At 73.1% G+C, this 26,429-nt stretch carries 23 protein-coding genes and 1 pseudogene; 15 read left to right on the forward strand and 9 right to left on the reverse strand.

Features of this window, described 5'->3' with window-relative positions; translation table 11 throughout:
• Nucleotides 1–454 precede the first annotated feature (454 nt).
• From ACFWUY_RS32625 to ACFWUY_RS32690, 14 genes and pseudogenes are all read left to right on the forward strand, one after another.
• Nucleotides 455–763, forward strand: a pseudogene (locus tag ACFWUY_RS32625) (DUF6879 family protein); the annotation flags it as partial.
• A gap of 190 nt (nucleotides 764–953) precedes the next feature.
• The gene (locus ACFWUY_RS32630) at nucleotides 954–2,843 is read left to right on the forward strand and encodes a BTAD domain-containing putative transcriptional regulator (RefSeq protein ID WP_384118329.1); all 1,890 of its coding nucleotides are present in this window, start codon (nucleotides 954–956) and stop codon (nucleotides 2,841–2,843) included.
• Between the two features lie 120 nt (nucleotides 2,844–2,963).
• Complete coding sequence (locus ACFWUY_RS32635; protein ID WP_384118331.1) at nucleotides 2,964–4,595, forward strand: acyl-CoA carboxylase subunit beta; 1,632 nt, start codon at nucleotides 2,964–2,966, stop codon at nucleotides 4,593–4,595.
• Nucleotides 4,592–4,837, forward strand: coding sequence for an acyl-CoA carboxylase subunit epsilon (locus tag ACFWUY_RS32640; protein WP_384118333.1), 246 nt, complete (start codon nucleotides 4,592–4,594; stop codon nucleotides 4,835–4,837). The genes ACFWUY_RS32635 and ACFWUY_RS32640 overlap by 4 nt, the downstream gene beginning before the upstream one ends.
• Nucleotides 4,834–5,832 carry an ACP S-malonyltransferase gene (gene fabD, locus ACFWUY_RS32645; RefSeq protein WP_384118335.1) on the forward strand — a complete coding sequence of 333 codons (999 nt, stop codon included), beginning with the start codon at nucleotides 4,834–4,836 and terminating at the stop codon, nucleotides 5,830–5,832. The genes ACFWUY_RS32640 and fabD overlap by 4 nt, the downstream gene beginning before the upstream one ends.
• Before the next feature lie 73 nt (nucleotides 5,833–5,905).
• Nucleotides 5,906–6,319 (forward strand): acyl carrier protein, encoded by a 414-nt coding sequence (locus ACFWUY_RS32650; RefSeq protein ID WP_384118337.1) that lies wholly within the window; start codon nucleotides 5,906–5,908, stop codon nucleotides 6,317–6,319.
• Entirely contained in the window at nucleotides 6,291–6,818 is a 528-nt protein-coding gene (acpS, locus tag ACFWUY_RS32655) for a holo-ACP synthase (RefSeq protein WP_384118339.1), read from the forward strand. The genes ACFWUY_RS32650 and acpS overlap by 29 nt, the downstream gene beginning before the upstream one ends.
• A gap of 18 nt (nucleotides 6,819–6,836) precedes the next feature.
• Nucleotides 6,837–8,108 (forward strand): beta-ketoacyl-[acyl-carrier-protein] synthase family protein, encoded by a 1,272-nt coding sequence (locus tag ACFWUY_RS32660; RefSeq protein ID WP_384118341.1) that lies wholly within the window; start codon nucleotides 6,837–6,839, stop codon nucleotides 8,106–8,108.
• Nucleotides 8,109–8,136: 28 nt separating this feature from the next.
• A complete protein-coding gene (locus ACFWUY_RS32665) occupies nucleotides 8,137–9,438 on the forward strand; it encodes a beta-ketoacyl-[acyl-carrier-protein] synthase family protein (RefSeq protein WP_384118344.1) in 1,302 nt (433 codons plus the stop codon).
• Between the two features lie 38 nt (nucleotides 9,439–9,476).
• Nucleotides 9,477–11,843: a beta-ketoacyl synthase N-terminal-like domain-containing protein gene (locus tag ACFWUY_RS32670; RefSeq protein WP_384118346.1), complete on the forward strand. Its 2,367-nt coding sequence runs from the start codon at nucleotides 9,477–9,479 to the stop codon at nucleotides 11,841–11,843.
• On the forward strand, nucleotides 11,840–12,937 hold the full coding sequence (locus ACFWUY_RS32675) for a 3-oxoacyl-ACP synthase III family protein (RefSeq protein ID WP_384118348.1): 1,098 nt from the start codon (nucleotides 11,840–11,842) through the stop codon (nucleotides 12,935–12,937). Before ACFWUY_RS32670 ends, ACFWUY_RS32675 begins: the two co-directional genes overlap by 4 nt.
• 123 nt (nucleotides 12,938–13,060) lie before the next feature.
• Nucleotides 13,061–14,056, forward strand: coding sequence for an aldo/keto reductase (locus tag ACFWUY_RS32680; RefSeq protein WP_384118414.1), 996 nt, complete (start codon nucleotides 13,061–13,063; stop codon nucleotides 14,054–14,056).
• Between the two features lie 46 nt (nucleotides 14,057–14,102).
• On the forward strand, nucleotides 14,103–15,311 hold the full coding sequence (locus ACFWUY_RS32685) for an FAD-dependent oxidoreductase (protein ID WP_384118350.1): 1,209 nt from the start codon (nucleotides 14,103–14,105) through the stop codon (nucleotides 15,309–15,311).
• A gap of 38 nt (nucleotides 15,312–15,349) precedes the next feature.
• Nucleotides 15,350–16,231: an ester cyclase gene (locus ACFWUY_RS32690; RefSeq protein WP_384118352.1), complete on the forward strand. Its 882-nt coding sequence runs from the start codon at nucleotides 15,350–15,352 to the stop codon at nucleotides 16,229–16,231.
• Between the two features lie 114 nt (nucleotides 16,232–16,345).
• Here the strand turns inward: ACFWUY_RS32690 and ACFWUY_RS32695 are convergent, their stop codons facing one another.
• The 4 genes from ACFWUY_RS32695 to ACFWUY_RS32710 form a co-directional block, all read right to left on the reverse strand.
• Nucleotides 16,346–17,266, reverse strand: coding sequence for a glycosyltransferase (locus tag ACFWUY_RS32695; RefSeq protein WP_384118354.1), 921 nt, complete (start codon nucleotides 17,264–17,266; stop codon nucleotides 16,346–16,348).
• A 17-nt stretch (nucleotides 17,267–17,283) separates the two neighbouring features.
• Nucleotides 17,284–18,096: a BTAD domain-containing putative transcriptional regulator gene (locus tag ACFWUY_RS32700; RefSeq protein ID WP_384118356.1), complete on the reverse strand. Its 813-nt coding sequence runs from the start codon at nucleotides 18,094–18,096 to the stop codon at nucleotides 17,284–17,286.
• A 232-nt stretch (nucleotides 18,097–18,328) separates the two neighbouring features.
• A complete protein-coding gene (locus ACFWUY_RS32705; protein ID WP_384118358.1) occupies nucleotides 18,329–18,952 on the reverse strand; it encodes a dTDP-4-dehydrorhamnose 3,5-epimerase family protein in 624 nt (207 codons plus the stop codon).
• Nucleotides 18,953–19,108: 156 nt separating this feature from the next.
• A complete protein-coding gene (locus ACFWUY_RS32710) occupies nucleotides 19,109–19,525 on the reverse strand; it encodes an ester cyclase (RefSeq protein ID WP_384118360.1) in 417 nt (138 codons plus the stop codon).
• A 180-nt stretch (nucleotides 19,526–19,705) separates the two neighbouring features.
• On the opposite strand from ACFWUY_RS32710, the gene ACFWUY_RS32715 reads away from it, so the two are divergent.
• Nucleotides 19,706–20,404, forward strand: a complete 699-nt coding sequence (locus tag ACFWUY_RS32715) for a hemerythrin domain-containing protein (RefSeq protein WP_384118362.1) — start codon at nucleotides 19,706–19,708, stop codon at nucleotides 20,402–20,404.
• Nucleotides 20,405–20,737: 333 nt separating this feature from the next.
• On the opposite strand, the gene ACFWUY_RS32720 is transcribed toward ACFWUY_RS32715, so the two are convergent.
• The 5 genes from ACFWUY_RS32720 to ACFWUY_RS32740 form a co-directional block, all read right to left on the reverse strand.
• Nucleotides 20,738–21,724 (reverse strand): aldo/keto reductase, encoded by a 987-nt coding sequence (locus ACFWUY_RS32720; RefSeq protein ID WP_384118364.1) that lies wholly within the window; start codon nucleotides 21,722–21,724, stop codon nucleotides 20,738–20,740.
• A 46-nt stretch (nucleotides 21,725–21,770) separates the two neighbouring features.
• A complete protein-coding gene (locus ACFWUY_RS32725; RefSeq protein ID WP_384118367.1) occupies nucleotides 21,771–22,853 on the reverse strand; it encodes an NAD-dependent epimerase/dehydratase family protein in 1,083 nt (360 codons plus the stop codon).
• A gap of 190 nt (nucleotides 22,854–23,043) precedes the next feature.
• Nucleotides 23,044–24,432, reverse strand: coding sequence for an NDP-hexose 2,3-dehydratase family protein (locus ACFWUY_RS32730; RefSeq protein ID WP_384118369.1), 1,389 nt, complete (start codon nucleotides 24,430–24,432; stop codon nucleotides 23,044–23,046).
• 14 nt (nucleotides 24,433–24,446) lie between these two features.
• Entirely contained in the window at nucleotides 24,447–24,737 is a 291-nt protein-coding gene (locus ACFWUY_RS32735; protein WP_384118371.1) for a hypothetical protein, read from the reverse strand.
• Nucleotides 24,738–25,231: 494 nt separating this feature from the next.
• Nucleotides 25,232–26,401 (reverse strand): glycosyltransferase, encoded by a 1,170-nt coding sequence (locus ACFWUY_RS32740; RefSeq protein WP_384118373.1) that lies wholly within the window; start codon nucleotides 26,399–26,401, stop codon nucleotides 25,232–25,234.
• Between the last annotated feature and the right edge of the window lie 28 nt (nucleotides 26,402–26,429).

A 26,429-nucleotide genomic window follows, 5' to 3' on the forward strand; every position in this document is an offset into this window, starting at 1 on the left:
CCGCATGCTGATCCGCCGAACAACGAACCGTTACCGTTGGGACGGCCGCCCCACCACCCGACGCCTCAAGTGACCCATTTGCCGGTCGGTCTAAGATGCGATGTCGCACGCAGATGACTTCCGGAAATCGGCGATGCGGGCCCAAGTACCTGCAGGTGAGGTACGCACACCTGGTCCAGTGAGCGCAAGAAGAGCCGTGCAGCTCCTGCCAGAGCGGTCCTCGAGCCCGGTTCCAGGCCGGGCCGCTCCGCTGGGGGCAAGGTCTGGAAGTCGGCTCCGCAAGGTCGTCCAACGAATCAGCCGCGGTCTGATCCGTTCTCGGGCGGGAGATTCGCGTGTCGAGCGACTTCCCTGTCTTCGCCGAGCTGATCGCGCGGGCCGAGCACTTTGCCGTGCACCTGAAGATGCGTGACGTCTACACCCCAAGGGCCCGCTCTTCGTCGGCTGGCAGAAGAGTCTCCCGGTCGAGTACGACCGGCACGGCGACTGGGTCGAACTGGTGCAGGATGCAGTCGGGCGCGGCGTCGACTGGCGGCGCGCGCGGATCGTGTCCGAGCCAGTGACCGACTTCATCCCGTACGAGTGGGAAACCACCATGATCGTCGACGTGCCCGCCGATGAGAAGGCGCACCCGCTGCCGCGGCAGCGGGCCTGGGAGCTGCTGCTGCCGGGCAACGACTTCTGGGCGTTCGAGGCGGTCCGGGAACGGGCCGTCGACCATACCGACTGCACCCCATGGCGCAAGGGCCCGGCGACGGCCTGAGTCCGCCGCCCCACCCGGGAACCCAGTACGCAGCATCTGTCACCCATCACCCGTCACCGTGGCCTCGTTCGCGGGGTGAGGGACGTGCGCTGCCCGCCGGCCGGGGTCGGTGCGGCAGAGCGGGAATCAAGGGGCGCTGCACCGGCCGGAGTTAGGTTTTCGGCCACTGAAGGGATACGGGTGATCTTCGATGGAGCTCCGGATACTGGGATCGATAGAACTCTGGACGGGCAGCGCTCTGGCCGATCTGGGCCCCGCACGACAACGCAGCGTCCTCGGTGTCCTGCTGGTCGATCCGGAACGGCCGGTGCCGCTGGAGTCCCTTGTCGACCGGGTGTGGGGGGACCTGCCGCCCGCGGGGGTCCGCAATGTCGTGCACACCTACATCACCCGGCTGCGGCGGGCGCTCGCCCGTGCCTCGGCCGATCTGGCCGAGCCGATCGGCCTGGTGCGGACCCCGGCCGGTTATCAGGTTTCGGCCGATCCGGGCGCGGTGGACCTGGTGCGGTTTCGCCGGCTGCTCAACGGCGCCCGGCGGGAGGGGCTGGGCGATCAGGAGCGCAGCACGCTGCTCCAGCAGGCGCTGCACCTGTGGCGGGGTGACGCGCTCGGCGGCATGCAGGGCGACTGGGCGGCCCGGTTGCGCGAGACGCTGCGGCAGCTGCATCACGAGGCGCTCAGTCAGTGGGCGGACGCCGAGATCCGGCTCGGGCGCCCCGGCGCGGTCCTGGCGGAACTGCGCGCCGCGCTGCTGACCGATCCGCTCTCCGAGCAGCTGTGCGAGCGTCTGATGCTGGCGCTCTATCTGGAGGGGCGCAGTGTCGACGCGCTGGAGTACTACCAGTCGATGCGCCGGCTGATCGCCAAGGAGCTCGGCACGGATCCGTCGCGGCGGCTGCAGCGGCTGTACGAGACGATCCTGCGCGGCGAGGCGGCCGAGGCCGTGTCCGTGGCGCCGTCCGAGCGCGGCGGCGAGGCGGCGGGCGGCGGCACGTTCCAGGTCCTCGCCGCGCCCCGGCCCGTCCCGCAGGTCCCGCAGGTCCCGCAGATGCTTCCGCTCGACCTTCCCGACTTCACCGGACGTGAGCGCGAACTGGACGTGATCCAGCGGACGTTGACCCAGCCCACCGATGCGCAGCCGTCCGCGGTCGTGCTGGTCGGCGGCGGCGGCGTCGGCAAGACCGCGCTGGCCGTGCGCCTGGGGCACCGGCTGCGGTCCGCCTTCCCCGACGGGCAGCTGTACGCGGCGCTGCGCGGCAGCGGCGCCCGGTCGGCGGATCCGCACGCGGTGATGGGGCGGCTGCTGCGGGTGCTGGGGACGGATCCCGACCGGTTGCCGGCCGATCCCGAGGAGCGCGCGGAGGTCTACCGGCTGGCGTTCGCCGGGCGCCGGCTGCTGCTCACCCTCGACGACGCGGCTGGTGACGAGCAGGTGCAGCCACTGCTGCCGGGCAGTGCGGACACCGCGGTGCTGATCACCAGCAGAGGCCGGCTCAGTACGCCGCTCGGGGCCCGCGTCCTGCAGCTGCCGGATCTGCCGCACGGCCACAGTGTGCGGCTGCTGGCCCGGATGCTGGGTGCGGAGCGGGTCGAGCGGGAGCCGGCCGCGGCGGCGGCGATCGCGCGGTACTGCGGCGGGCTGCCCCTCGCGCTGCGTGCCGCGGCCGTCCGGCTCAACACCCGTCCGCACTGGTCGCTGAGCCACTACGCGGAGCGGCTCAGCGACGAGGGCCGGCGGCTGGACGAGCTGGCGCACAGCTCGCTGAGCGTGCGGGCCAGTTTCACGGCGTCGTACAACGCGCTGCCCAAGGACGCCCGTGAGGCGTTGCGCTGCCTGGCCCACCTGCCGGTGCCCGAGTTCGACGCCCGGCTGGCCTGCCCGGTGCTCGGCAAGGACTTCGCGGCCGTCGAGGACGCCTGCGAGCAGCTGGTGGAGGCCCACTTTGTGAGCGTGGCCGAACCCGCGGGGGGCGGCCTGCCCACCCGTTACCGCCTCGACGGCCTGCAGCGCAGCTTCGCCCAGGAACTGGGCCCGGGCCGGACCGGCGCCCTGGACGGGGCCGTCGGTCTGTCCGTCTGACGCGGCCCACCTGGTGATACACCCGCGATCAAGACGCGCTCCAGTCCAGCGCCCATCGGGGTGTCGCAGAGTCGTCTGCGAAGCCACCTACGCGACAGGGCAGGAAGGAGTGGGACCGCAATGACGCCTCCTGACACTCCCCAGGCCGTGCTGCCGGACCTCGACAGGGCCGACACGGAACGCCGGACACCGGCGCGCGCATCCACGATGGCCGAACTGGCCGACGATCTCGCCACCCGCAGGGCGCAGGCCCACTTCGGGCACGACCCGGACGCCGACGCCCGTCATCTCTCCAAGGGCAAGCTGCTGGCCCGCCAGCGCATCGAGAAACTGCTCGACCCGGGCACGTTCACCGAGCTGGGGCTGTTCGCCGAGCACCGGGCGGTGGGCTTCGGCATGGAGGACTCGCATCCCGAGGGCGACGGCGTGATCACGGGCTGGGGCGAGGTCGACGGCCGTACGGTCTTCGTCTTCGCTCACGACGCCCGGGTGCGCGGCGGCGCGCTGGGCGCCACGTTCGCCGCGAAGATCCACCAGCTGCTCGACTTCGCCGACTCCGTCGGTGCTCCGGTCGTCGGCCTCAACGACGGCGGCGGCGCACGGATCCAGGAGGGCATCGACGCGCTGGCCGGCTTCGGCAAGCTGTTCGCCCGGAACGTGCGGGCCTCGGGCGTGGTGCCGCAGATCAGTGTCGTGCTCGGCTCCTGCGCGGGCGGCGCCGTCTACTCGCCGGCGCTGACCGACTTCACGTTCATGGTCGAGGGCATGGCCAACATGTTCATCACCGGGCCCGACGTGGTGCAGGCGGTGACCGGTGAGAAGGTCACGCACGAGGAGCTGGGCGGCGCCTACACCCACGGCACCCGTACCGGGGTGGCGAGCTTCGTGGCCCCGGACGAGGAGTTCTGCTTCGAGGGCGTACGGGAGCTGCTGTCCTACCTGCCGTCGAACAACGCCGAGACGCCGCCGTACACCAGGCCCGTGGACGATCCGGACCGGCGGTGCGAGGAACTGCTGCGGCTGGTGCCGGTCGACGGCCGGGCGCCGTACGACATCAGGACGGTCATCGGCCACCTCGTCGACGACGGCGACTACCTGGAGGTCCAGGAGAGCTGGGCGCCGAACATCGTGTGCGCGCTGGCCCGGCTGGACGGTCACCCGGTCGGCATCGTGGGCAACCAGCCCGCCGCCATGGCGGGGGTGCTGGACATCGACTCCTCGGAGAAGGCCGCCCGGTTCGTGCGCACCTGCGACGCGTTCAACATCCCGCTGGTGACGCTGGTGGACGTGCCGGGGTTCATGCCGGGCACCGACCAGGAGCACAACGCGATCATCAGGCGTGGTGCGAAGCTGCTGTACGCGTACTGCGAGGCGACCGTGCCGCGGGTGCAGGTCATCCTGCGCAAGGCGTTCGGTGGCGCGTACATCGTCATGGACTCCAAGTCGATCGGTTCCGACCTGTCGTTCGCCTGGCCGTCCAACCAGACGGCCGTGATGGGTGCCGACGGCGCGGCCAACATCATCTTCCGCCGGCAGCTGCGGGAGGCGGCGGAGCCGGAGAAGCTGCGCCGGGAGCTGATCGCCGAGTACACCGAGCAGCTGATGAACCCCTTCGTGGCCGCGCAGCGCGGCCACGTCGACGACGTCATCGATCCGGCCGACACCCGGCGGGTGCTGATCAAGTCGTTGGACATGCTGCGCACCAAGCGGGCCCGGCAGCCCGTCCGCAAGCACGGGAACGAGCCGCTGTGAGCGCGCCGGGGGCCGCCGGGCTGACGGTGGTGCGGGGCAATCCCACGCCGGAGGAGCTGGCCGGGCTGCTGGTCGTGCTCGCCGCGCTGCGCGGCGCCGGCGGCGAGGCGGATGTGCTGCCGGACCGCGGGCGCGGCTGGGGCCGGCCGGCCGGCTGGCAGCGCCCGCAGTCCGCCGCCGCGCCGGACGCGGCCGGCTGGCAGCGCACTTTCGCACCGACCCAGGAAAGGACCATTCGATGACCGGTTGGACCGGCCCCGGCGGCGACGGCACGACGACCGGCTGTCTGGCCATGTTCCCCGGACAGGGCTCGCAGCGGCCCGGTATGGCCAGGCACCTTCTGGAGAGCTATCCCTCGGCCCGGCGGCTGTTCGCCCGCGCCGACGAGATCCTGGACATGCCGCTGTCGCGGATCTGTGTGACCGGCAGTGCGCAGGAGCTGGGGCGCACCGAGATCACCCAGCCCGCGATCGCCACCACCAGCCTGGCCGTGTGGGAACTGCTGCGGTCGGCCGGCTACCGGCCGGCGGCGAACGCGGGCCACAGTCTGGGCGAGTACCCGGCGCTGGTGGCCTCCGGGGTGCTGTCCCTGGAGTCGGCCCTTGAGCTGGTGCGGCTGCGCGGCCGGCTGATGGGCGAGGTGGCCCGTGAGGTGCCCGGCGCGATGGCGGCCGTGCTGGGGCTGCCCGCGGAGGAGGTGCTGGCCGCCTGCGCCAGTGCCGCGGGCCTCGGTCTGGTGCAGGTCGCGAACTACAACGAGCCGCTGCAGACGGTGATCTCGGGGCACGCGTACGCCGTCGAGGCGGCCGGCCGGACGGCGCTGGACGCCGGCGCCGACCAGGTCGTACCACTGGACGTGGGGGCGCCCTTCCACTGCTCGCTGATGTCGGCGGTGGAGGAGGAGTTCACCCGGGCGCTCGCCGCCCACCCGTTCGCCGATCCCGTGCTGCCCGTGATCAGTTCGGTCACCGGCGGCTACGTCGGCTCGGGCGAGGAGGCCAGGGAGCTGCTGCGGCGTCAGCTGACCGGCCCGGTCCGCTGGGTCGAGGTGCTGCGCACCGCCGCCCGGCACCCGGTGGGCGCGTACACCGAAATCGGGCCCGGCCGGGTGCTCAGCGGGCTCGCCCGCCGCACCCTGGGCGAGGCCCGCACCCGCTCCACCGGGGACCCGCGCCGGCTCACGGCGCTGCACGGCGAACTGGGACCGGGGAAGTGGCAGGAGCCGGTGGCGTCCTGACGCGGTACGGGCCGCCGGCCGCACCGCCCCGGCCGGTCCATCTCCAGCAATTCTACGAAGGGTATGAGGACACATGTCGTACGACGGTAAAGACTTCGGCAGCATCGTCCAGGAGGCGGTCGCCGACGCGCTCGGCATCGATATCGAGGAGGTCGTGCCCGAGGCCACGCTGCTGGGTGATCTGGACGCCGAGTCCATCGACCTGCTCGACGTCCTGTTCCGCATCGAGAAGGCGGCGGACGTGAAGATCAAGGTCTCGGACATCGCCGAGCTGCTCCAGGGCGGGATACCCGACGAGGAGTTCGCCGACGAGGACGACATCATCAACGAGGCCGGGCTGGCCCAGCTGAAGAAGTCGCTGCCGCAGATCGACGTGCGGGAGCTGGCCGGCAAGCTCACGGCCGACGAGGTGCTGTCCCTGTTCACCGTGCGGAACCTGACGGATCTGGTGACCGAGCGTGCCGCCCTCGCCGCGGCCGCTGCGTGAGCGGGGCGTGGGGCGGTCGGCGGACGGCGCCGCCTCGTCACCGCCGCCGCCGCTGCGGGTGCGCACCGGCATGGACCTGGCCGAGGTGTCCCGGGTCGAGGAGCTGATGACCTCGCAGCCCGAGCTTCGCGAGCGGGTATTCACCGCGCGTGAGCTGGCCTACTGCTACCGGCGCAAGCGGGCCGGTGAGCACCTCGCCGGCCGCTGGGCCGCCAAGGAGGCGGTGCTGAAGAGCCTGGGGACCGGGCTGGGCCCGCGCATGGAATGGACGGACATCGAGGTCGTCAACGACCGTGCCGGGCGTCCCCGGGTGCGGCTGTACGGCGAGGTCGAGGCGGTCGCCCGGTCGCTCGGCATGTACTCCATCGACCTGTCCTTGAGTCACAGCGGAGGTCTGGCCGTGGCGCACGCCGTCATGGTGTGCCAGCCCGCGGCGCCGCACCCCGCACCAGCCCCCACCACGCACACGGCGGAAGGAGACGAACGGCATGAGGCCTGACGAGACGGAGGTGCCGCGATGAGCCGCAGGGTGGTCATCACCGGCGTGGGTGCCGTCACGCCGCTGGGCAACGACGCGCCGAGCACGTGGCAGGGGCTGGCCGAAGGGCGCAGCGGAGTGGGCCGGTTGACGACGATCGACACCACCGGTTTCGATGTGACGATCGCCGGTGAGGTCAAGGACTTCCGGCTGAAGGACGCCGTGCCCGGCTCGGTGGGCCTGCGTCATCTGCTGCGGCCGGGCACCTTCGGGGTGGGCGCGGCCTGGGAGGCTTTGCGTGACGCGGGGGTGGACCGGGGGACGTACGACGGCGCGGACATGGGTGTGGCCATGGGCGCGTGCGTGGACCGGCCGGATCTGCAGTGGCTGGTGGACGTGGGGGCGCTGCGCGAGCGGACCGGCCGGGACGACGCGTTCTTGCCCTACGCCCCTTCCGACGCGCTGGCCTACAGCCAGAACATCGCGGCCGCGGCGATGGCCCGGATGCTGGACGCGACCGGCCCGATGCTGGGGGTGTCCACCGCCTGCTCGGCCTCCGGGCACGCGGTCGGGGAGGCGTTTCGCACGCTGCAGGAGGGTGATGCCTCGCTCATGCTCGCGGGCGGCTACGACTCGCTGACGACCTGGCTGGACGTGCTGTGCTTCGGCCTGCTGGGGGCGTTGACGAAGGAGTACAACGACGATCCGCGGCGGGCCAGCCGTCCCTTCGACGACAAGCGCTCCGGGTTCGTCCTGGGAGAGGGCGGTGTCGTGCTGGTGCTGGAGGAGCTGGAGGCGGCCCGGGGCCGCGGGGCGCGGATCCTCGCCGAGGTCCTGGGCTACGGCACCAGTCTGAACGCCTGGCGGATGACCGACTCGCCGCCGGACGGCAGCGGCGCGATCGAGTCCATCGAGGCGTCGATCGCGGACGCCGGCCTGGAGCCGGGCGACATCGACTACGTCGTGGCGCACGGCACCAGCACCCCGGGCAACGACCTGTCGGAGACCACGGCGATCAGGAAGGTGTTCGGCGAGGACGCCGAGCGGCTGCTGATCAGCTCGCCGAAGTCGATGACCGGTCATCTGACCGCGGCGTCCGCGGCGCTGAGCCTGTTCACCGCGGTCGGGGCGATCAACCACGGGCTGGTGCCGCCGACCATCAACCAGGAGACCCCCGACCGCCGGCTCGGCCTCGACTTCGTGCCGAACACGGCACGCCGGCACCAGGTGCGGCACGCCCTGGTCAACGCGTTCGCGTTCGGCGGCACCAACGTCGGGCTGGTCGTGGGGCGCTATGAGGAGAAGCGATGACGACCCGACAGCGACACGGAGGAGCGCGATGAGCGACAGCGGACGTCAGGTCGTCATCAGTGGCATCGGCCTGCTGACCGCGCTGGGCGAGGGCCCCGAGGCCAACTGGAAGGCGCTGGTGGCCGGCGAGTGCGGGATCGGCCCGATCGGGGCGTACGACCCGGCGCCGCTGCAGACCCGGCTGGGCGGTGAGATCGCCGGCTTCGACGCCACCCGGTTCGCCACCCGGCGCCAGCTGCGGACCGTCAACCGCGGGGACCGCCTCGCGCTGGCCGCCGCCCGGCTCGCGCTCGACGACGCGGGCCTGGCGCACAAGCAGGCCGGCGGCGACGAGCTCGGCCAGCGGGCGGGCCTGTACCTCGGCGGCAACAAGTCGCTGGGCCGCATGGAGCAGCTGATCGAGGAACTGAAGGTGATCCGCCGCCCGGACGGCACGGCCGACCTGGCGCACCTGGCCCGGCACGGCGATGTCATCATGCCGCCGCTGTTCTTCGTCGAGGGGCTGCCGGCCGGCGCGGTGTTCAACATCTCGCAGACGTACGGCATCAGGGGCTCCAGCACCTTCTTCGCGGGGTACGCGGACGCCGGTGCCACCGCGATCGGGCGGGCCATGCGCGCGGTGCGGCGCGGGGACGCGGACGTGGCGATCGCCGGCGGCTACGACGACGCCACCAGCTGGTGGTCGATGACGCTGCTGGACCGGCTCGGGATCCTGACCACCCGCAACGACCTCGGGCAGGGCGCCTACCGGCCCTACGACCGGGACCGCAGCGGCGGGCTGCCCGGCGAGGGCGCCGCGCTGCTGGTGCTGGAGGAGAAGCAGGCGGCGCTGCGGCGCGGTGCGCGTATCTACGCCGAGGTGAGCGGCTACGGCGCCGGACACGACGCCCGTACGCCGCCGGCGGCGGACCCCGAGGGCCGTGGTCTGGCCCGGGCGGTGCGGCGCTCGCTGGAGGACGCCCGGCTGACCGCCGGCGATCTGGGCTACATCGCCTCGGACGGCTCCGGGACCCGGCGGGGGGACGCGAGCGAGGCGATCGCCCTGCGGAGCGTACTGGGGCCGGCCGCCTTGTCGGTGCCGGTCAGCACGCCCAAGCCGCAGACCGGGCACCTCGTCGGCGGCGGCGGCGCGCTGAACGCCGCCGTGTCCGCGCTGGCGCTGCACCACGGGGTGGTGCCCGCGACCCTCAACCTCGAGCGTCCCGACCCGGTGTGCGCCCTGGACCACGTCCGCGGCGGTGCCCGGGAGAGCAGGCCGTCGCATGCGATGGCGCTGGCCCGGGGCATCGAGGGGCAGGCCGTGGCCCTGACCCTGTCCAGGCCGGTGTGAGCGGCCGGGCGGCCCGGTCCGCGGAAGGAAGCAGAGAGATGAGCGACGTTCCTGACCGGAGTGTCGGCGTGGTGATCGCCGCGGTGGGTGCGATCACGGCGCACGGCGGTTCGGCCGAGGCCCTGTGGGAGGGGGTGCGCGCCGGGCGGGTGGCGATCTCGCCCGTGCGCCGTCTGCCCGTGGACCACTACCAGAGCACCATGGGTGGCGAGGTCACCGTGGCCTGCGCGCCCGGGTACGACTACGCGGCGGGCACCAAGGCCCGTGACCGGTCCCTCGACTTCGCGCTGACGGCCGCCGAGGAGGCCATGGCCGGGGCGGGCCTGCGGGTCGGTGGGGACATCCCGGCCGAGCGCTGGGGGGTGGCGTACGGCACCTGCCACGGCGGCTGGCGCAGTGCCGAACTCGCCCTGCGCCAGGTGCGGCAGGGCGGTGTGCCGGACTGGAACCGCTACACGTTCGTGCCGCCGCAGGCCGGTGCGGAGGCGCTGTCGGCCGCTTTCGGTCTGAAGGGGCCGGTGTTCAGTGTCAACACGGCCTGTGCCGCCAGTGCCCACGCGCTCGCCCACGCCCTGGAGGTGATCCGGTCGGGTGCGGCCGACGCGATGCTGGTGGGTGGCAGCGACGCGTTCACCGAGTCGGCGTTCGCCGGGTTCAGCAGTCTGTGGTCGCTCTCCCCGCGGCCCGCGGCCCCCTATTCCAAGGACCGGTCGGGGCTGACGCTGGGTGAGGGCGGCGGGATGCTGGTGCTGCTGTCGCGGCAGGCCGCCGAGCGTACCGGTGCCCCGGTGATCGCCGAGGTGCTCGGTTACGGGCTGTCCGCCGACGGCCACCATCCGACGGCGCCGCACCCCGAGGGTGAGGGCGCGGCCCGGGCGATCCGCTCGGCGCTGGCCGTCTCGGGGCTGGCCCCCGACGACGTGCGGTACGTCAACGGGCACGGGACGGGGACGGAGAAGAACGACTCGGCGGAGAGCAACGCGGTGCGGGCCGCGCTGGGCGGGGCCGCCGAGAAGGTCGCGCTGTCCAGCACGAAGTCGATGATCGGGCATCTGCTCGGTGCGGCCGGCGCGGTGGAGGGGATCGTCACGGTCCTGGCCCTGCGCGACCAGGTGGCGCCGCCCACCGCGTCCTTCACCGGCCCGGACCCGCAGTGCGGTCTGGACCCGGTGGCCGGGACGGGCCGTCCGATGGTGCTGGAGAGCGCGCTGTCGAACAACTTCGGGTTCGCCGGCGCGAACGCCACCCTCGCCTTCGCCCGCCCCGGCGGCCCGGGTGCGCCGGCTGCGGCCGTCGGCCCGGACGATGTGGTGGTGACCGGGTTCGGTGTGATCACCTCGGCCGGTGAGGGGGCCGAGGCGCTGTGGGAGGCGTATGCGGCGGGGCGCCGGCAGGGTGCGGTGGAGGACGGTCTGCGGGTGGCCCGGGTGGAGTTCGACCGTTCGGTGGTCGGCACCCCCCGGGAGCGGCGGCGGATGGACAAGGTCTCCCAGCTCGCCGTCGCCTCGTGCCGGGCGGCCCTGGAAGCGGCCGGGGCGGACGGTGACGCGGCGGGTCTGGCCGCGACCGGTGTGGTGCTCGGCACCGCGATCGGGCCGATGGAGAGCAGTGAGCGGTTCACCGTCCCGGTGCTGTCCGAGGGCGTGCAGGAGGCCAACCCGGCCGTGTTCACGAACACCGTGTACAACGGCGCGGCCGGTCATGTCGCCATGGCGCTGGGGACCAGGGGGCCGGCGTCGACGCTGACGTCGGGGCACGCGGCGGGGGCCGCCGCGCTGGGGGTGGCGTACGACATGCTGCGGGCCGGGCGGGTCGAGCGGGTGCTGGTGCCGGCGGTGGAGGCGTTCTCGCCGGCCACGCTGGCCGCCTACCGCAGCATCCCGTTGTTCGGTGCGGCGGCCGGGCGCCGGTACACGCTGGCCGAGGCCGGTATCGCGCTGGTGCTGGAGCGCCGGGCGAGTGCCGAGCGGCGTGGCGCGGCGGTCCACGCCGTGGTGCTGGGGCACGCGACCGCGTCGGACGCGTGCGGGATCGGCCGCTGGGACGCGTCCGGTGGCGGTGTGGAGCGGGCGATGCGCGCGGCGCTGGGCCGGGCCGGGCTCGCACCCGGTCGGGTGGGGGCGGTGTGGGCGAGTGCGGCGGGTCTGGCCGCCGTCGACCGTCCCGAACAGGCGGCCCTGGAGCGGGTGTTCGGTGCGGGCCGGGTGCGCGTCGAGGCCCCCAAGCGGGTGCTCGGCGAGCCGGTCGGCGCGGGCGCCCACCTGTCGGCGGTGTTGGCCGTCGGTGCCTGGCGCGAGGGCCGGGACCTGCGCCCGGTCCTGGTCAACAGCTCCTCCCTGGGCGGCACGCACACCTCGCTCGTCCTGTCCCCCGTCCCCCTTTCCGTAACGGAGTTCGGCCGATGACCACCACCGCGTACGACGTGAGGATCCTGTCCACCGGCGCCTATGTGCCCGGTGAGCCGCTGGACAATGCCACGCTGGAGAAGTTCGTCGGGCCGCTGCCGGACGACGTGCTCGAGGGCATCCAGGTCAAGACCCGGTACTGGATGATCGACCCGGTCACCGGCGAGCACCGGATCAACAACAGCCGGATGGCCGAGCGTGCCTCCCGGCAGGCCCTGGAGCGGGCCGGGGTGGAGCCCGGTGAGGTCGACCTGATCGTGGTGTGCACGGCGACGCCGGAGTACACCCTGCCCAATGTGGCCACCACCCTGCAGCACTACCTGGGCCTGGAGAGGGTGGCCGCGATCGAGATCCGCGGGGCCTGCGCGGGCTGGGTGCAGGCGCTGGACCTGGCCCGGCGGCAGCTGGCCGACGGCACCGCGCGCACCGCGCTGGTGGTGGGCAGCGAGGCCGGGTCGCCGGTGCTGGCGCCGCACTTCTTGGGCAAGGACCCGGCGCGGGTGCGGATGCGGGACCGCCTGATGCTGTACACGTTCGGTGACGGGGCGGGGGCCGTGGTGCTGCGGTCCGAGCCCGCGGACGGCTCCGCGCGGGAGTTCGCCTTCGTCAACGCGTGCGTGGGTGGTCTGCGCAAGCCCGGCATGGAGATCATCGGGGGCGGTACGGACGTGCCGCAGGCCGAGCAGCTGCGCCGGCGCCAGTTGATCCAGATGAAGATCGACGTGCCCGGCACCTCCACGTTCGGGCCGCGGGTGTTCGTCCGGGCGATCCAGGAGATGGCCCGTAAGGACGGCCGGGCGCTCGGGGAGTTCGACGCGATCGTGCTGCCGGAGGGCAACGCCGACTACTTCGCCGACGAGTTCGAGTCCGCCGGGCTGTCCGCCGAGGACATCGGGGCGCTCGACGGGCGGATCGTGGAGAACCTGGCCGAGGTGGGGGCCACCGGTTCGGCCGCGGTGCCGCTGTCGCTGGACGCGGGCTGGACCTCGGGGCGGATCCGGCCCGGTGACCGGATCGTGCTGCTCGGCATCGAGGCCAGCCGGTACGTGTACACCGGTCTGTCGGTGACCTGGCAGGCGCCGTTCCCTGGCTGAGCGGCCGGCCCGGCCCGCCCTCGCGCTCCCTCGCGCTTTTTCTCGTGTCATCTCACTTCGTCATCGGTTCATCTCATCTCGTCCCCGTCAAAGGGGCGCGACTTCAGGAGGCATCACGTGGCAATCGAGCACCGTACGCTGGGGAAGCCCGGTCTGGTCGTCCCGGCCCAGGGCCTGGGCTGCATGGGCATGACGTTCGGCTACGGCGAGGCGGACGCGACCGAGGCGCGGGCCACCATCGACCGGGCGCTGGAGCTCGGGGTCACCCTGCTGGACACCGCCGACATGTACGGCCCGTACAGCAACGAGGAGCTGATCGGCCGTGCCGTCGCGGGGCGCCGCGAGAAGGTGGTGCTCGCCTCCAAGGTGGGCAACGAGATCGGCCCCGACGGGAAGCTGACGTGGCGGATCAACGGCCGTCCCGAGTACATCCGCCGGTCGATCGAGGGCACGTTGCGCCGGCTGGGCACCGACCATCTCGATCTGTACTACCTGCACCGGGTCGACCCCGAGGTGCCCGTGGAGGAGAGCTTCGGCGCGCTCGCCGAACTCGTCGAGGCCGGGCTCGTGAAGCACCTGGGGATCTCCGAGGCGGGGCCGGCGACCATCCGGCGCGCCCACGCGGTGCATCCGCTGACCGCCGTGCAGACCGAGTACTCGCTGTTCACCCGGGACGTCGAGGTCAACGGGGTGCTGGAGACGGTGCGCGAGCTGGGCATCGGGTTCGTGGCCTACAGCCCGCTGGGGCGCGGTTTTCTGACCGGCACGATCCGCGACACCTCCGACATTCCCGAGGGCCTGGACTTTAGGCGTATCGCCCCGCGGTTCAAGGACGAGAACATCCGCCGCAACCTGCCGGTCGTCGACCGGCTCAGCGAGCTGGCCGCCGCGGCCGACACCACCGTGGTGCGCCTCGCGCTGGCCTGGGTGCTCTCCCGCGGTAAGGACGTCGTCGCCATCCCCGGCACCAAGCGGCGCACGTATTTGGAGGAGAACGTCTCCGCGGCCGGCCTGGAGCTGTCCGCCGACGTCCTGGCGGCGATCGACGCCATCGCCCCGTACGGCGTCACCGCCGGCAACCGCTACCCGGACGCGGAGATGGCCGCGCTGAGCCGCTGAGCCGCATCCTCTCGCGTCATCCGTTCCGAGCCCCCGGGAGAAAGCCATGTCCGCCCCCACGCCCCGCCCCGTACGCCGTGTTCTCATCGCCGGCGGCGGGATCGGCGGCATCGCCACCGCCCTGGCCCTGCAGCAGCAGGGCATCGACTCCGTCGTCTTCGAACGCGCGCCCCGGCTGCGCGACGGCGGCGCCGGACTGCACATCTGGACCAACGGCATGCTCGCCCTGGCCCACCTGGGGGTCGCCGAACAGGTCTCGGCGATCGCCCCCGCCCAGTCCGAGTGCCACTTCGCGACCTCGGCCGGCCGGCCCATCGGCATGTGGCCGGTGGGCGAGTTCGTCGAACGCTACGGGCAGCCCACCGTCGCCATCGGCCGCTCCGACCTGCACGGCATCCTGCGCGACGCCGTGACCGCGCCCGTCGTCACCGGCGCCGAGGTCACCGGGTACACCGAGCATCCCGACAAGGTGAGCCTCCACTTCGCCGACGGCACCAGCGAGGAGGGCGACCTGCTGATCGGCGCCGACGGCGTCCGCTCCGCCGTCCGCGCCCAGCTGCTCGGCCCCCAACCGCCCGACTACACCGGCTACATCGCCTGGCGCGGCCACGCCGAGATGAGCCCCGAGGAATTTACGCCCGGCACCTTCCGGGCCCTGTTCGGCCGGGGGACCCGCTTCACGTACTACGACATCGCCCCCGGCGTCGTGCACTGGATGAGTGTCGCCGACGGCCCCGCCGGCGGCCGCGACGAGGGCACGCCCGAGCAGACCCTGGACATGCTGCGCTCCCGGCACGCCGGCTGGACCGACCCGATGGTGCGGCGGATCCTGGACGCCACCGTGCCGGGAAGCATCCTGCGCGGCGACGTCCTGGACCGCAGGCCCGACCCGGTCTGGGGGCGGGGCCGGGTCACCCTGCTCGGCGACGCCGCGCACGCCATGAGCTTCAACATCGGGCAGGGTGCCTGCCAGGCCATCGAGGACGGTCTCGTCCTGGCCGGGCACCTCGCCTCGCCCGGTGCCGGCATCCCCGGGGCCCTGCGCGCCTACGAGGCCGAGCGGCAGGAGCGCACCCGGCCGATGCAGTTGCTGGCGCACCGCATCGGGGTGCTCGGCTCGCTGCGCAACCCGGCCGCCGTCTGGCTGCGCGACCGGGTGATGGGACTCACCTGGAACAAGACCTTCCAGTCCACGGAACGCGATCACGTCGCCTACGGCACGCGGTGGAACTCCGGCGCCGCCGCCGTCCGCTGAGCGCGTCCGTGCCCGCCCACGACGAGAGGACTGCTGTTGTGACCACCGCGGCCACCACCGACCTGGCGCGAACCCTGTGGGAAAGCGCCGAGGAACGAAACAAGGCGACCATCCGGCGCGTCTTCACCGAGTTCGTCAACCAGGGCGACGCCTCGGTCGTGGACGAGCTCTACCGGCCGGACATCGTCGACCACGCGGGGCTGCCCGGCGCGCCGGAGGGCGCCGAGGGCGTGAAGTACACCATCGCCGCGCTGCGGGAGGCGTTTCCCGACTTCCACGTCACCATCGAGGACATCAGCGCGCACGACGACGTGGTCGTCATCCACAACACCTGGCGCGGCACCCACCGGGGCGAACTGCTCGGCATGGCGCCCACGGGCCGTTCGTTCCTTTCCGTCGGCGTCGTCATCTGGCGGTTCGACGAGGAGGGCCGGATCGCCGAGCGCTGGGAGCACGGCGTGTCGTCCAACATGTTCGCCGCGCTCGGCATGCGGATGCTGGCGCCGCGCAAGGGCCGCCGGCGCACCGGAGAGGGCGTCCGGTCGGTGACCCGGACCGTGCCGCTCAGGTCCGGCAAGCCCGCGGCCTGGCAGCGGCTCACCGCCGAGCTGCAGGGGCCGCGCCGGCTGGAGTACGAGGCGTCCCGGCGCAGGCTGGGCATCACCGGCGAGGTGCTGCGCGTCGATCCGCGGCCCGACCAGGACCATGTGATCGTGCACTTCGAGACCGCGGACGTGGAGCGGACCAGGAAGCGCTGGGCGGAGTCGGAGCACCCCTTCGACCAGTGGCTGCGCGAGCAGATCCTCGACATCCACGGCGAGGATCCCTGGATGGGGCCCGCCACCTCCTACGAGTCGGCCGGTCTGGCCTGGACGGCGCCGCCGCGGCTCACCCCGCACCGGCCCGACGGATCGGGCTGAGCCGCGCACCGTCTGCCGACCGGTGTTCCAGCCGTCCTCCAGGTCCGGTCGGCACACTGGAGTCTCCCCCCGACGACGGGCCCACGCCGTACATCCCCCGGCGGCGCGGGCCCGTCAGTTCTCTTGCCGGCGCAGCAGCGCCTCGATGTCCGGGACGAGGGCGGCGGGCTCGGGCATGCGGGCGATGGTCCGGCCCAGTTTCGCGGCGGCGGGCAGCATCCGGCCGCCGTTGACCAGTTCGGCGAGGTGGAAGCGCAGCCGCAGCATGCTGGAGGCGCCCGCCAGTTCGTCGTCGGTCAGGCAGCGGCCGATGCCCGCCCGTTCCAGGCGCTTGCCCGCCGCCCATTCCTCCTCCCCCGCCGGCAGCACCAGTTGGGAGACTCCGTAGCGGGCGGCCGCGTACACGGTCCCCTCGTCCCCGCCGTGCACGACGACGACGCTGCCCCGCAGCACCACGCTCCAGGGGTGGTCGTCGCCGGTCAGCACGACGAGCTGCAGGCCGAGGCTCTCGACGCCTTCGGCGACACGGCGGAAGAGCCGTGCGCGGCGCCGGTCCTCGGGCCGGGTGCCGGTCGGCATCCCGGTGATGCAGACGCGGGGCAGCAGGGACAGCTCGGTGAGCCAGGGCATCGGCTGTGCGGGCAGTTCGTAGGCGTCGCAGCGCACCTGCCAGGCATCGGGCTCCGGCTGTTCCCGCAGCAGCGGGGGGCAGGGGTCGATCCAGACGGTCGGCGGCGGCGACAGCGGCGGGTGGGCGTAGGGAAGGTAGCCGATGGTGGGCACCCCGGACTCGGCCGCCGTGGCGGTCGCGTCCGGGCACAGGGGATCGTGGACGACCAGGTCGGGCCGCCAGGCCCGGCTGAAGTGCCGCGGGCCGGCCAGCACCGGGACCAGCCCGGCCCGGACCGCGCGGTGGCGGGCCCGGGCCGGACCGGAGAAGCGGACCTCGTGCCCGGCCGCCTGCAGTTCCCTGGCGAGCAGCACCAGGCGCAGTGCCGCCGGCATGCCGAGGCCCGCCGAGAAGAGCACACGCACAGTTCCTCCCTGGGCCGTTACCTGGCGAAGCGGTCGAGCACCCGCCCGGTGCCGGTGTCGGCGTCCAGCGCCGGGTCGCTTCCGAGGACGGCCCGCTGCAGGTGCTGCAGCCGCTGCGAGGGTTCGATGCCCAGCTCCTCCACGAGACGGGTCCGCAGGTTCTGGAAGACGTCCAGCGCCGCGGAGGGCCGTCCTGCCCGGTAGAAGGCCACCATGGACTGGGCGTGCAGTCCTTCGTGCAGCGGGTGGCGGGCGGCGAGCGCGGTGAGCTCGGTGAGCAGTTCGCCGTGCCGGCCGAGCCGGAGCTCGACGTCGATGCGCCGCTCCAGCACCCCCAGGCGGCTCTCCTCCAGCCGCATCGTCTCGATCTCGAGCAGCGGGCCGGTGCGTACGTCGACCAGGGCCGGGCCCCGCCACAGGCCGAGGGCCTCCCGGAACAGCTCCGCGGCCCGGTGGTGCTCGCCGCGGTCGAAGGCGCGCTGGCCCAGGGAGGACAGCCTGTCGTGCTCGTGCGCGTCGATGCTGCCCGGCTCGGTGTGCAGGAGGTATCCCCCGTGCCGGGTCAGCAGCAGTTCCTTGGAGCCGCCCGGCTCTCCGTCCAGCGCCTTCTCCATGCAGCGCCGGAGCTGGAGGATGTAGGTCTGCAGCGTGGTGAGCGCGCTGCGCGGTGGGGCGTCGCCCCAGATCTCCTCCATCAGTGCGGAAACCGGCAGGACCTGGTTGGCGTAGATGGCGAGCAGCGCCAGGATCTGCCGCGGCTTCGCCGCTGTGGGCAGGATCGGAACGCCCTTCAGTTCCGCGTCCAACGACCCCAGAACAGAGATTCGCATGCGGCCCCCTTATGTCTCTGTCATCGAACCCCGAACCTCCCACGCGGCCGCGTCGCGCGGACAGTGCGTCGCTCCCGCTCGTCCGGGTGTCTTCGTCCTGGTCGGGGGGTGACCGATTCATGGGCCCCGCGGGAGCGCCCCGGTCATGGCGACAGGCCCCGCCCGCCTTGCGGCGCGCGGGGCCTGTCGCTGTGGCCGGGAGGGGAGGCGGGGGCCGGGCCCGCGGTGGGTCTCAGTCTCCGGTGAGCACCGGGCGGCCGTAGCGCGCCAGGCAGTCCTCGTACGCCGGCAGGAGGCTTTTCGCCAGGGCCTCCGCGGCGGTGGGCGCGGCCAGGTCCTCGTCGGACATCACCGGCGCCTCGGTGAGCCCCCACGGCAGGGCCAGGGCGGGGTCGAGCGCGCTGACCGTGTAGCCGGCGCCGGGGGTGTCCGGCCGGGAGCTGTGGCAGGCGATGACCGTGTCGTCCTCGAGCGCGAGCCAGGCGTGGCCGAGGCCTTCGGAGACGAACACGGCGGACGCGTTGCGGTGGTCCAGCCAGAGCGTCTCGTGCCGGCCGTACTCCGGGGATCCGACCCGCAGGTCCACCACGACGTGGACGCTGGAGCCCCGCACGCAGCCGAACAGCCGGGCCCGGCCGTCCTCGCCGGCGGTGCCGTGGATGCCCCGCAGGACCAGGCGCCGCGCCACCGACAGGTCGCTGTGGCGGATCGCGAAGGGCCGTCCGACCGCGGTCTCGACCTCGTCCTGACGGAACGTCTCGTAGCGGGCCACGACCTCGTCCCCGACGGCCCGGGGCGACAGCAGGAACGCGCCCGGCAGGGCGAGTTCGCTGATTTCCAGGCTGCGGCGTTCCATGGGCACGACGGTAGCCGCCGCTGCTCAAGACCGGCTGGAGCAGCACCGATGCGCGGCCCCGGGGGGCGTGGGGGCGTGGGCGGCGGCTGCGGTGCCGGCCGTTCGGCCCTGCCGGCGCGGTCCCCCGGGGCGGTGCGGGCCCGGGGTGGGGCGGGCCTAGGCCGGGGCGGCCGCCGGGTCGACGCCCAGCTGCCGGAAGAGGTCGTCCATGTTCAGCTGGTCCCAGTGCTCGGCGAGCAGCCCGTCGGCCACCCTCCAGATGTCGATGGACTGGAAGTTCACCGGCCGTCCGCTGGCCGGTATGCCGAGGAACGTGCCCTGGTGGGTCGCGCTGTACTCCAGGCGCGCGGCCACCCGGTCGCCTTCCGCGATGACGTCGTGCAGCACGGCCTTCAGGTCGGGGAAGGCGGTGAACACCTGGTTCCAGAAGGCCCGGTTGGCCTCGAGGCCGTCGGCCACCCCCGGGTTGTGGTCGATGTGTCCGGGCGCCGTGTGCTCCTCCATCGTGCTGACGTCATGGTTGTTGATCATGTCGACGAAGCTCTGGATGAGAGCGTGGTGGTTGTCGGTCATGCCGGCCTCTCTCGGCTGGGGGTCAGAAGGGAACGTGCGGTCGGAGCATCACGGCCGGCGGTCGAGCCGCTCTGGAGCACGTCCGCCGCCGGCGGCTCGAGCGGAATGCGAGTGCTCCGGGGTCAAGCTGGAGCAATCCCGGTGCTCCGCGCCGGTGATCCCCACGAAAGGAACACGCCCATGACCTCGTCCGTGCACGGCCGGTCCCCGGCGCCCGGCAGCGACTTCGGGTTCGGCGGGTTCGACGCCCAGGAGATGGTGATCGTCCACCGTGCCTTCCGGCGGGAGCTGCGGCTGCTCGGCGGGATGGTCGCCGCGGTCGCCCCGGGGGACGTCGGGCGCGCCGCCGTCCTCGCCGGGCACTTCCGCGACCTGCGGGCCGGGCTGATCAACCACCACCGGGGGGAGGACGAGCTGCTGTGGCCGCTGATGCTCGCCCGGGTCGGGCTCGAACGCGAGGTCGTCGTGCGCATGGAGGCCCAGCACGAGCGGGTGGTGGAGACCCTCACCGCGGCCGACGCGCTGGTCACCCGGTGGGTGCCCGCCGCGGACGCGGAGATTCGCGACCGCCTGGTGGCCGCGCTCGAGGAGCACCGCACGGTGCTCGTCGAGCACCTCGACGACGAGGAGGCGCACCTGCTGCCCCTGGCCGAGCGGTTCCTCACCGCGCAGGAGTTCGGCGCGCTGGGCGAGCACTTCGTGCAGAACACCCCCAAGACCAAGCTGTTCACGTACTTCGGCATGGTCATGGAGGAGGCCGACGCGCGCGAGCGCGCGATCATGCTCGGCAACCTGCCGGCGCCCGTCCGCCTGGTGTGGCACCTGCTGGGGCCGTCGCTGTACGCCCGTACCATGCGCCGGATCCGCGGCACGTCCTGACCTCGGCGTCCCTCGGCGGCGCCCCGGAGGCCGCCGGCACCGGTTCCTCGCCGGGGAGCAGGTCCCGGCGGCCGGGCGGCGGCCCGCCCGCGCCGGCACCGGGCAGCAGGCCGCCCCGTTCTGCTCCCGTGTGCGGGCGCTCGCCCCCGGCCCGGGCTGTCCGCACCGCCGCCGGGCCGGGGGCGAGCGCCGCGTGGCGGGCCCCGCCCGCGCGCCGCGCGCCGCGCGCCGCATGCCGTGATCGTCCGGCACCGACGGACCCCGGGCGATCACCGGCTGCGCGAATCCTGTGGACGCCGGGATCCGCACCCTTCGTCCGTTCGGTGCTTCGGGTCAGGTCAGCCAGCAGTCGGGGGCGGGGCCGCCTCGGCCGACCGGCGGGAAGAGGACGTCGAGCTCGGCCAGCAGGGGCTCGGGCAGCGTGCACTCCAGAGCGTCGAGTGCGCCCTCGATGTGCTGCTCCGTGCGGGGCCCGATCACCACACCCGTCACACCGGGGCGGGACAGCGTCCAGGCCATGCCGACCACCGCCGGGTCCAGGCCGTGACCGGCACAGAGCTTCTCGTAGGCCTCGATGGTGTCGTGCTGCGCGTCCAGGGCCTCCCTCGCGCGGCCCTGCGCGGACTTGACGGCGGAGTCGGTCCGCAGCTTGCGGAGCACCCCGCCGAGCAGGCCGCCGTGCAACGGTGACCAGACGAAGAGACCCAGTCCGTACGCCTGGGCGGCGGGAATGACCTCGAGCTCCGTGTACCGGGTGACCAGGTTGTAGACGCACTGCTCCGTGACCAGGCCCAGGCTGTTCCTGCGCTGCGCGGCCGCCTGCGCGGACGCGATGTCCCAGCCGGCGAAGTTGGACGAGCCGACGTAGCGCACCTTGCCCTGGGCGACCAGGAGGTCCATGGCCTGCCAGACCTCGTCCCAGCCCACGGACCGGTCGAGGTGGTGCATCTGGTACACGTCGATCCAGTCCGTGCCCAGCCGCCTGAGCGATGCCTCGCAGGCCGCGACGATGTTGCGGGCCGACAGGCCGTGGTCGTTCGGGCCCTCGCCCATCGGGTCGCCCACCTTGGTGGTCAGGACGACCTGGTCGCGGCGGGCGGGGTTCTTGCCGAGCCACCGGCCGATGACCTCCTCGGTGTGGCCCTTGTGGACGCGCCAGCCGTAGATGTTGGCGGTGTCGACCAGGTTGATGCCCCGCTCCAGGGAATGGTCCAGGAGGCGGTGCGCCTCCGGCTCCTCCACCCGGCCACCGAAGTTGACGGTTCCCAGGGCCAGCCTGCTGACCCGCAGGCCGGTACGGCCCAGCTGTGTGTAGATCACGCGACCTTCTCCTCCTTCAGGGATGAACGCTTGGGCGACCGCATGCTCAGGACACCTCTGTCTCCCGGCCGCCGGAGCAGAACTGTGTCGTCAGGCGCAGGCCCTCACCGAGGGAGACCTGCGGTGTCCAGCCGGTGGCGGCCCGGAACGCGGAGGAGTCGACAATCACGCTGCGAAAGTCGCTGACCTCGGCGTACTCGGGCGGCTCCACGGAGACCACCGGCACCGGTTGTTTGCCCGTCTGCTCGGCGACCAGCGCGGAGACCTCGGTGAACACCTCCCCGAGCGGGGCCCCTCGGCCGGTGCCGATCAGCCAGCGCTTTCCCCCGAGGACGTCCATGTGCGGGAGCGCGGCCCAGAAGGCGCGGGCGGCGTCATCGACGTGGAGCAGGTCCCGGCGGACCGTTCCGTCGTGCCACATGGTCAAGGGCTCGCCGGCCACGGCGCGACGCGTCATCGTGGAGACGATGCCCTTGTCCCGGGCGGTGGACCCGGCGCTGTAGCCGTACAGCGTGGTGAGGCGCAGGCAGGCGCCGCGCACCGTTCCGGCCGCGTCGGCCGCGAGCAGCAGTCGCTCCGCCTGGAGTTTGAGCCGTTCGTAGTACCCCTTCGGCCGGTCGGGTTCGGTGCCGTCCAGGACCTCCTTGTCCGTGGAGCCGGCCGCCGTGACCGATCCGGTGAACAGGACGGTCGGGGTCGCCCGGGAGTCGGCCCGGTCGCCGAGGGCGTGCAGCAGGTCCTGCATCAGGCCCACGTGGACGCGTTCGGCGGCGGTGTCGCCGTCCGCGATGCGCCAGGTGGATGCCCCGGCGATGTACGCCAGTGCGTGGATGACGACATCGGCGCCGGCGACGGCGGCGGCCATCTGTCCGGGCTCGGTCAGATCCGCGGAGAGCACCTCGATCTCGGCACGGGCGTCGTGGGGTACGGGCACCTTCCGGCGGGAGACGGCCCGGAGCCGGACCGGGTGCTGTGCCAGCTCGCGGAACACGGCGGATCCGACGAAGCCCGCGGCGCCCAGCACCACGATGAGCGGGGAGTCCGCGCTCACCGCGCTGCCTCCGGCGTCCGGCGTCCGGGCGGGGTCCGGTTCGTGGAGCGGGCCGCCGGCCGGGGTGTTCGCTTTCACGCCCATACCTCCATGAGGGTCGGTGTGGTCCAGGGACCAGGGTTGTTGGTGTGCCGGTCCGGTCGGCCGGTGCTCGGGGTGTCCGGTGGAGCGGCGGTATGCGCCGCGGCTGCGCCGGCGGCGGGCCGGCGGCCGGGCGCAATCGGAGGGTTCCTCGTGGTGTGCCGGGCGGGGTCTGTCCCGCCGGTTGTCAGAGGAGACAGGCGGCCAGGCTCCGGGCCTCGACGTTGACGTGGTAGCCGAATCGGGTCAGCCGGTTGAGCAGACCGAGGGTGATCCACCGGTAGTTGTCCGGCGCCTTGATCTCGTGGTCCTCGGGGAGTTCGACGACCAGGTGGCGTGTGTCCGCCGCGGCGAAGCGGCCGCCGTCCTCCGACTGGACGGCGTCCAGCCGGATCCAGGATTCGGGGGCGTCGAGGTATTCCGTCAGCGGCGGGAAGTCCTGGGGGCCGCGGTGGTAGCCCGGGGAGAACTGCACGGTGGGTCCGAGTTCGAGACGGTCGGTCAGGCCGGGCTGGATCGTGGCCTGGAGCAGGAAGTGCAGTACCCCGGCCCGCCGCTGGCAGATCAGGGCCACGGCGTTTCCGGGCCGGGGCTCGAGCATGGGCTGCCACCAGGTGCCGACCTCCCGGCTCGTCGCCCGGACCGACACGCCGATGATGTCGAAGATGCGGTTGTCGCGATGGCGGATGCTGTCGTCGTCGCAGATCCATTCGTCCATGTCGTGCAGGCTGGTGCGCCTGACGTCCAGGTTGAACTTCGCTTTCTGGTCGAAGAGCCACGTCAGCGCGCCGGAGAGGTCGGCCGCCGAACACGGCGCCCGGTGCGACCGCAGGAGCTCGGCGTGGAATCCCTCGGGCTGCTCGGCGTAGGACAGCCGGTCGCCGTCGGCAGCGCCGTAGGCTATTCCGGAAAGCACGGTCCGGGCGTTCATGTTGACGCGGTTGCCCAGCAGGAGCTGGTGGCGCAGCTGGCCCAGGGTGAGCCAGGTGAAATCGTTCTCGACCGGTACGTCCTCGTCCTCGGGCACCTCGACGATCATGTTCCGGTTTCTCTTGTTCAGATACCAGAAGCCGTGCTCGGACAGGAGCTGGTCGAACAGGACACGTCGCCGCGTGTCCCGCAGGAAGTACTCCAGATACGGGGTGGCTCTGCCGCCGTGGACGCGCTGGTAGTTGCTCTGCGTCGCCTGGACGGTCGCCGCGTACTGGACGAAGGCGGTGTTCCCCGGCTCCATCTTCGCCTGCATGAGGAAATGGAGCACGCCGTCGAACCGCTTGACGATGATCCCCAGGATGCCGATCTCCGGCTGGACGATGATCGGCTGGGACCATTGCGGGACAGGGCCGAAGTCCGTCCGCACGGAGAGGCCTTCGACCGTGAAGAACTTGCCGTCCGTGCGGCTGAGCCGGTCACCGAGGTGCCAGTTGGGGAGGGTGGCCAGCGGCACCCGTTCGACCTCGTAGGAGGCGGATTCCTCCCGTTCCTTGAGGAAGGCGCCCGCGTCGGGGGTCAGCGGGGACTTCGTCACCAGCGCCGACGTCAGGAAGTCGTCGGCGCCGTTCACCTCGGGCTGCATCCTGCTACGTCCTTTCAACTGTAGGGGCCATGACGGGCGAGCCGGCTTCGCGCGGGTCGGGCGGACGGTCGGGCGAAGGCGGCCGTGTCGCAGCAGGGCGTCTCGTCGATCGGCGGGGACTTTCCGGCCGGGGTGTCCCGGTGCGCGCCGCCGTGCGGGACCGTCGCGGTCGCTTTGTCGATGCGCCGGGCGCCTTGGGCGGCGGTGTGCGCGGCGACGGCCGTCCCGGGCCGCTCTCGCACCTTCTCGCCGGGTCGCGGCGGAGCCGCGCCGGGCGGAGTGGACCCGTGCTCGCCGGTGGCCATAAAGGCTCCTTGGGACGATGGCCGGTTCGCTTCGGAACGTCACGCTAGGCCGCGCCCCTCGCGCTCCGCTGGAGCGCACCGAGGCCCGCCGCGGCCGGACACGGACGGCCGCTTCCGGCGGCCGCGGGGCCGGCCCCGCGGCGCCCGCGGCGTCCTGGACGAGCCGGGCCGTCCTCCGTGTCCTGCGGCAATCGCCCAGGCCCGCCACCGCCTCGCGGCCGCGCTCGCGGGACCTCCCGGTACGCGTCCGTGCCCCGCGCTCGTCGGTGAGCGCGGGGCACGGACGCGTACCGGGGCGGCGGGCGGGGCGGATGTGAGGCCGGTGGGGGCGCGGACGGGGCCGTCCTGTCCGCCGCCGGGGCGGCCTGCGTCCTCGGACGCGGCGGGGCCGGGGCCGGGGCCGTCGTGCGGTACCGGACACGGGCGGTCGCCGGCCCGGCCGCCGTCGCGGAGCCCGCCCGGCCGGCCGTGGCCGGGCGGGGGCCTGCGGGCGGTCAGCCGGCGAACTCGGGGAACCTGGCGACCGTATCGGCCGGCCCGGGCAGGGCCTCGATCTCCTGGGCGACCCGGCGGGCCGCCTCCCGGTAGGCGCCGTCGGTCAGCAGGATGCGCATCTCGGCCTCCACCGCCTCGGCGGTCACGTCCTCGCCGAGCAGCAGGCGGCCCGCTCCGGTCGCGCGCACCGCGGGCGCGTTGCCGAAGCCGTCGCTCTCCCGGGGCAGGATCAGCTGGGGCAGCCCGGCGGCCAGCGAGGCCAGCGTGGTGCCGTGGCCGCCGTGGTGGACGATGGCGGTGGCGTGCCGCAGTGCCTCGGGCTGCGGCACCCAGGGAAGCGCGACGACCCGGTCCGGCAGCTCCCCCAGCGCGGCCGGGTCCACCAGGGCGCTCGTCGCGACCAGGACCCGCACGTCCAGCGGCAGCAGGCCGTCGATCGCGGTGCGCAGCAGCTGTGCGGAGGTGACCACGGTGCCGAAGCTCAGGTAGACCAGGGGGCCCTGCCCCTGGGTGACGCCGGCGGGCAGCTCGCCCGGGTCGCTGAAGGAGGTGGGCCGCTGCGGGATCAGCTGGACGCCCGAGGTCAAAAACTCCTGGTTCTGCACGGCGGGAGGGCAGATCTCGATGTACGGGTTGCCCAGGGTCGGGCCTCGGCCGATCTTGTCGGCCACTCCCAGGTCGTTCGCCGTGGCGAACAGTTCCTGTGCGATCGGCGGGTTGGGCGAGACCCGGCCGATGGCGTGGCAGACGGCGGGCACGCCGGCCGCCGCGGCCGCGAAGGCGGCGCCCGGATTGAAGGATTCGTAGACGACCAGGTCCGGGCGGACGGAGTCGAGGACGGGGGTGAGATCGGCGAACACGCTGCGCGGCAGCACCGAGCCGAACGCCTTCACCGCCAGGGCCGCCAGCACCTCGGGCGGAATGTCGCTGGCCTGCGCGGCACCGCCGTTGGCCTCCAGGAACGCCTGGCCGCCGGTCGCCTCGATGAACGCCTCGGGGACGGTGAGCCCGCTGCTGACCGGCCGCAGCCGCGCCTTGTCCAGGGTCGGGTGGAACTGCTCGCTGGTGGCGAACCAGACCTCGTGCCCGGCCGCGTGTGCCGCCTGGGCGAGCGGGACCAGGGGGAAGACGTGTCCGTAGTTTCCGAGGCTGGCGAAGAGAACCTTCATGTCGCGCACGGCCTTTCTGCCGGTGGCG

The organism is Streptomyces sp. NPDC058664 (assembly GCF_042716635.1).
GTDB lineage: Bacteria > Actinomycetota > Actinomycetes > Streptomycetales > Streptomycetaceae > Streptomyces.

Coding starts and splice junctions, on each gene's coding strand:
- ACFWUY_RS32635 (WP_384118331.1), top strand. CDS start 2,964: ATGACGCCTCCTGACACTCCCCAGGCCGTGCTGCCGGACCTCGACAGG.
- ACFWUY_RS32740 (WP_384118373.1), bottom strand. CDS start 26,401: ATGAAGGTTCTCTTCGCCAGCCTCGGAAACTACGGACACGTCTTCCCC.
- ACFWUY_RS32730 (WP_384118369.1), bottom strand. CDS start 24,432: ATGCAGCCCGAGGTGAACGGCGCCGACGACTTCCTGACGTCGGCGCTG.
- ACFWUY_RS32700 (WP_384118356.1), bottom strand. CDS start 18,096: ATGCGAATCTCTGTTCTGGGGTCGTTGGACGCGGAACTGAAGGGCGTT.
- ACFWUY_RS32735 (WP_384118371.1), bottom strand. CDS start 24,737: ATGGCCACCGGCGAGCACGGGTCCACTCCGCCCGGCGCGGCTCCGCCG.
- ACFWUY_RS32675 (WP_384118348.1), top strand. CDS start 11,840: ATGACCACCACCGCGTACGACGTGAGGATCCTGTCCACCGGCGCCTAT.
- ACFWUY_RS32630 (WP_384118329.1), top strand. CDS start 954: ATGGAGCTCCGGATACTGGGATCGATAGAACTCTGGACGGGCAGCGCT.
- ACFWUY_RS32705 (WP_384118358.1), bottom strand. CDS start 18,952: ATGGAACGCCGCAGCCTGGAAATCAGCGAACTCGCCCTGCCGGGCGCG.
- ACFWUY_RS32665 (WP_384118344.1), top strand. CDS start 8,137: ATGAGCGACAGCGGACGTCAGGTCGTCATCAGTGGCATCGGCCTGCTG.
- ACFWUY_RS32685 (WP_384118350.1), top strand. CDS start 14,103: ATGTCCGCCCCCACGCCCCGCCCCGTACGCCGTGTTCTCATCGCCGGC.
- ACFWUY_RS32710 (WP_384118360.1), bottom strand. CDS start 19,525: ATGACCGACAACCACCACGCTCTCATCCAGAGCTTCGTCGACATGATC.
- ACFWUY_RS32650 (WP_384118337.1), top strand. CDS start 5,906: ATGTCGTACGACGGTAAAGACTTCGGCAGCATCGTCCAGGAGGCGGTC.
- ACFWUY_RS32660 (WP_384118341.1), top strand. CDS start 6,837: ATGAGCCGCAGGGTGGTCATCACCGGCGTGGGTGCCGTCACGCCGCTG.
- ACFWUY_RS32715 (WP_384118362.1), top strand. CDS start 19,706: ATGACCTCGTCCGTGCACGGCCGGTCCCCGGCGCCCGGCAGCGACTTC.
- ACFWUY_RS32670 (WP_384118346.1), top strand. CDS start 9,477: ATGAGCGACGTTCCTGACCGGAGTGTCGGCGTGGTGATCGCCGCGGTG.
- fabD (WP_384118335.1), top strand. CDS start 4,834: ATGACCGGTTGGACCGGCCCCGGCGGCGACGGCACGACGACCGGCTGT.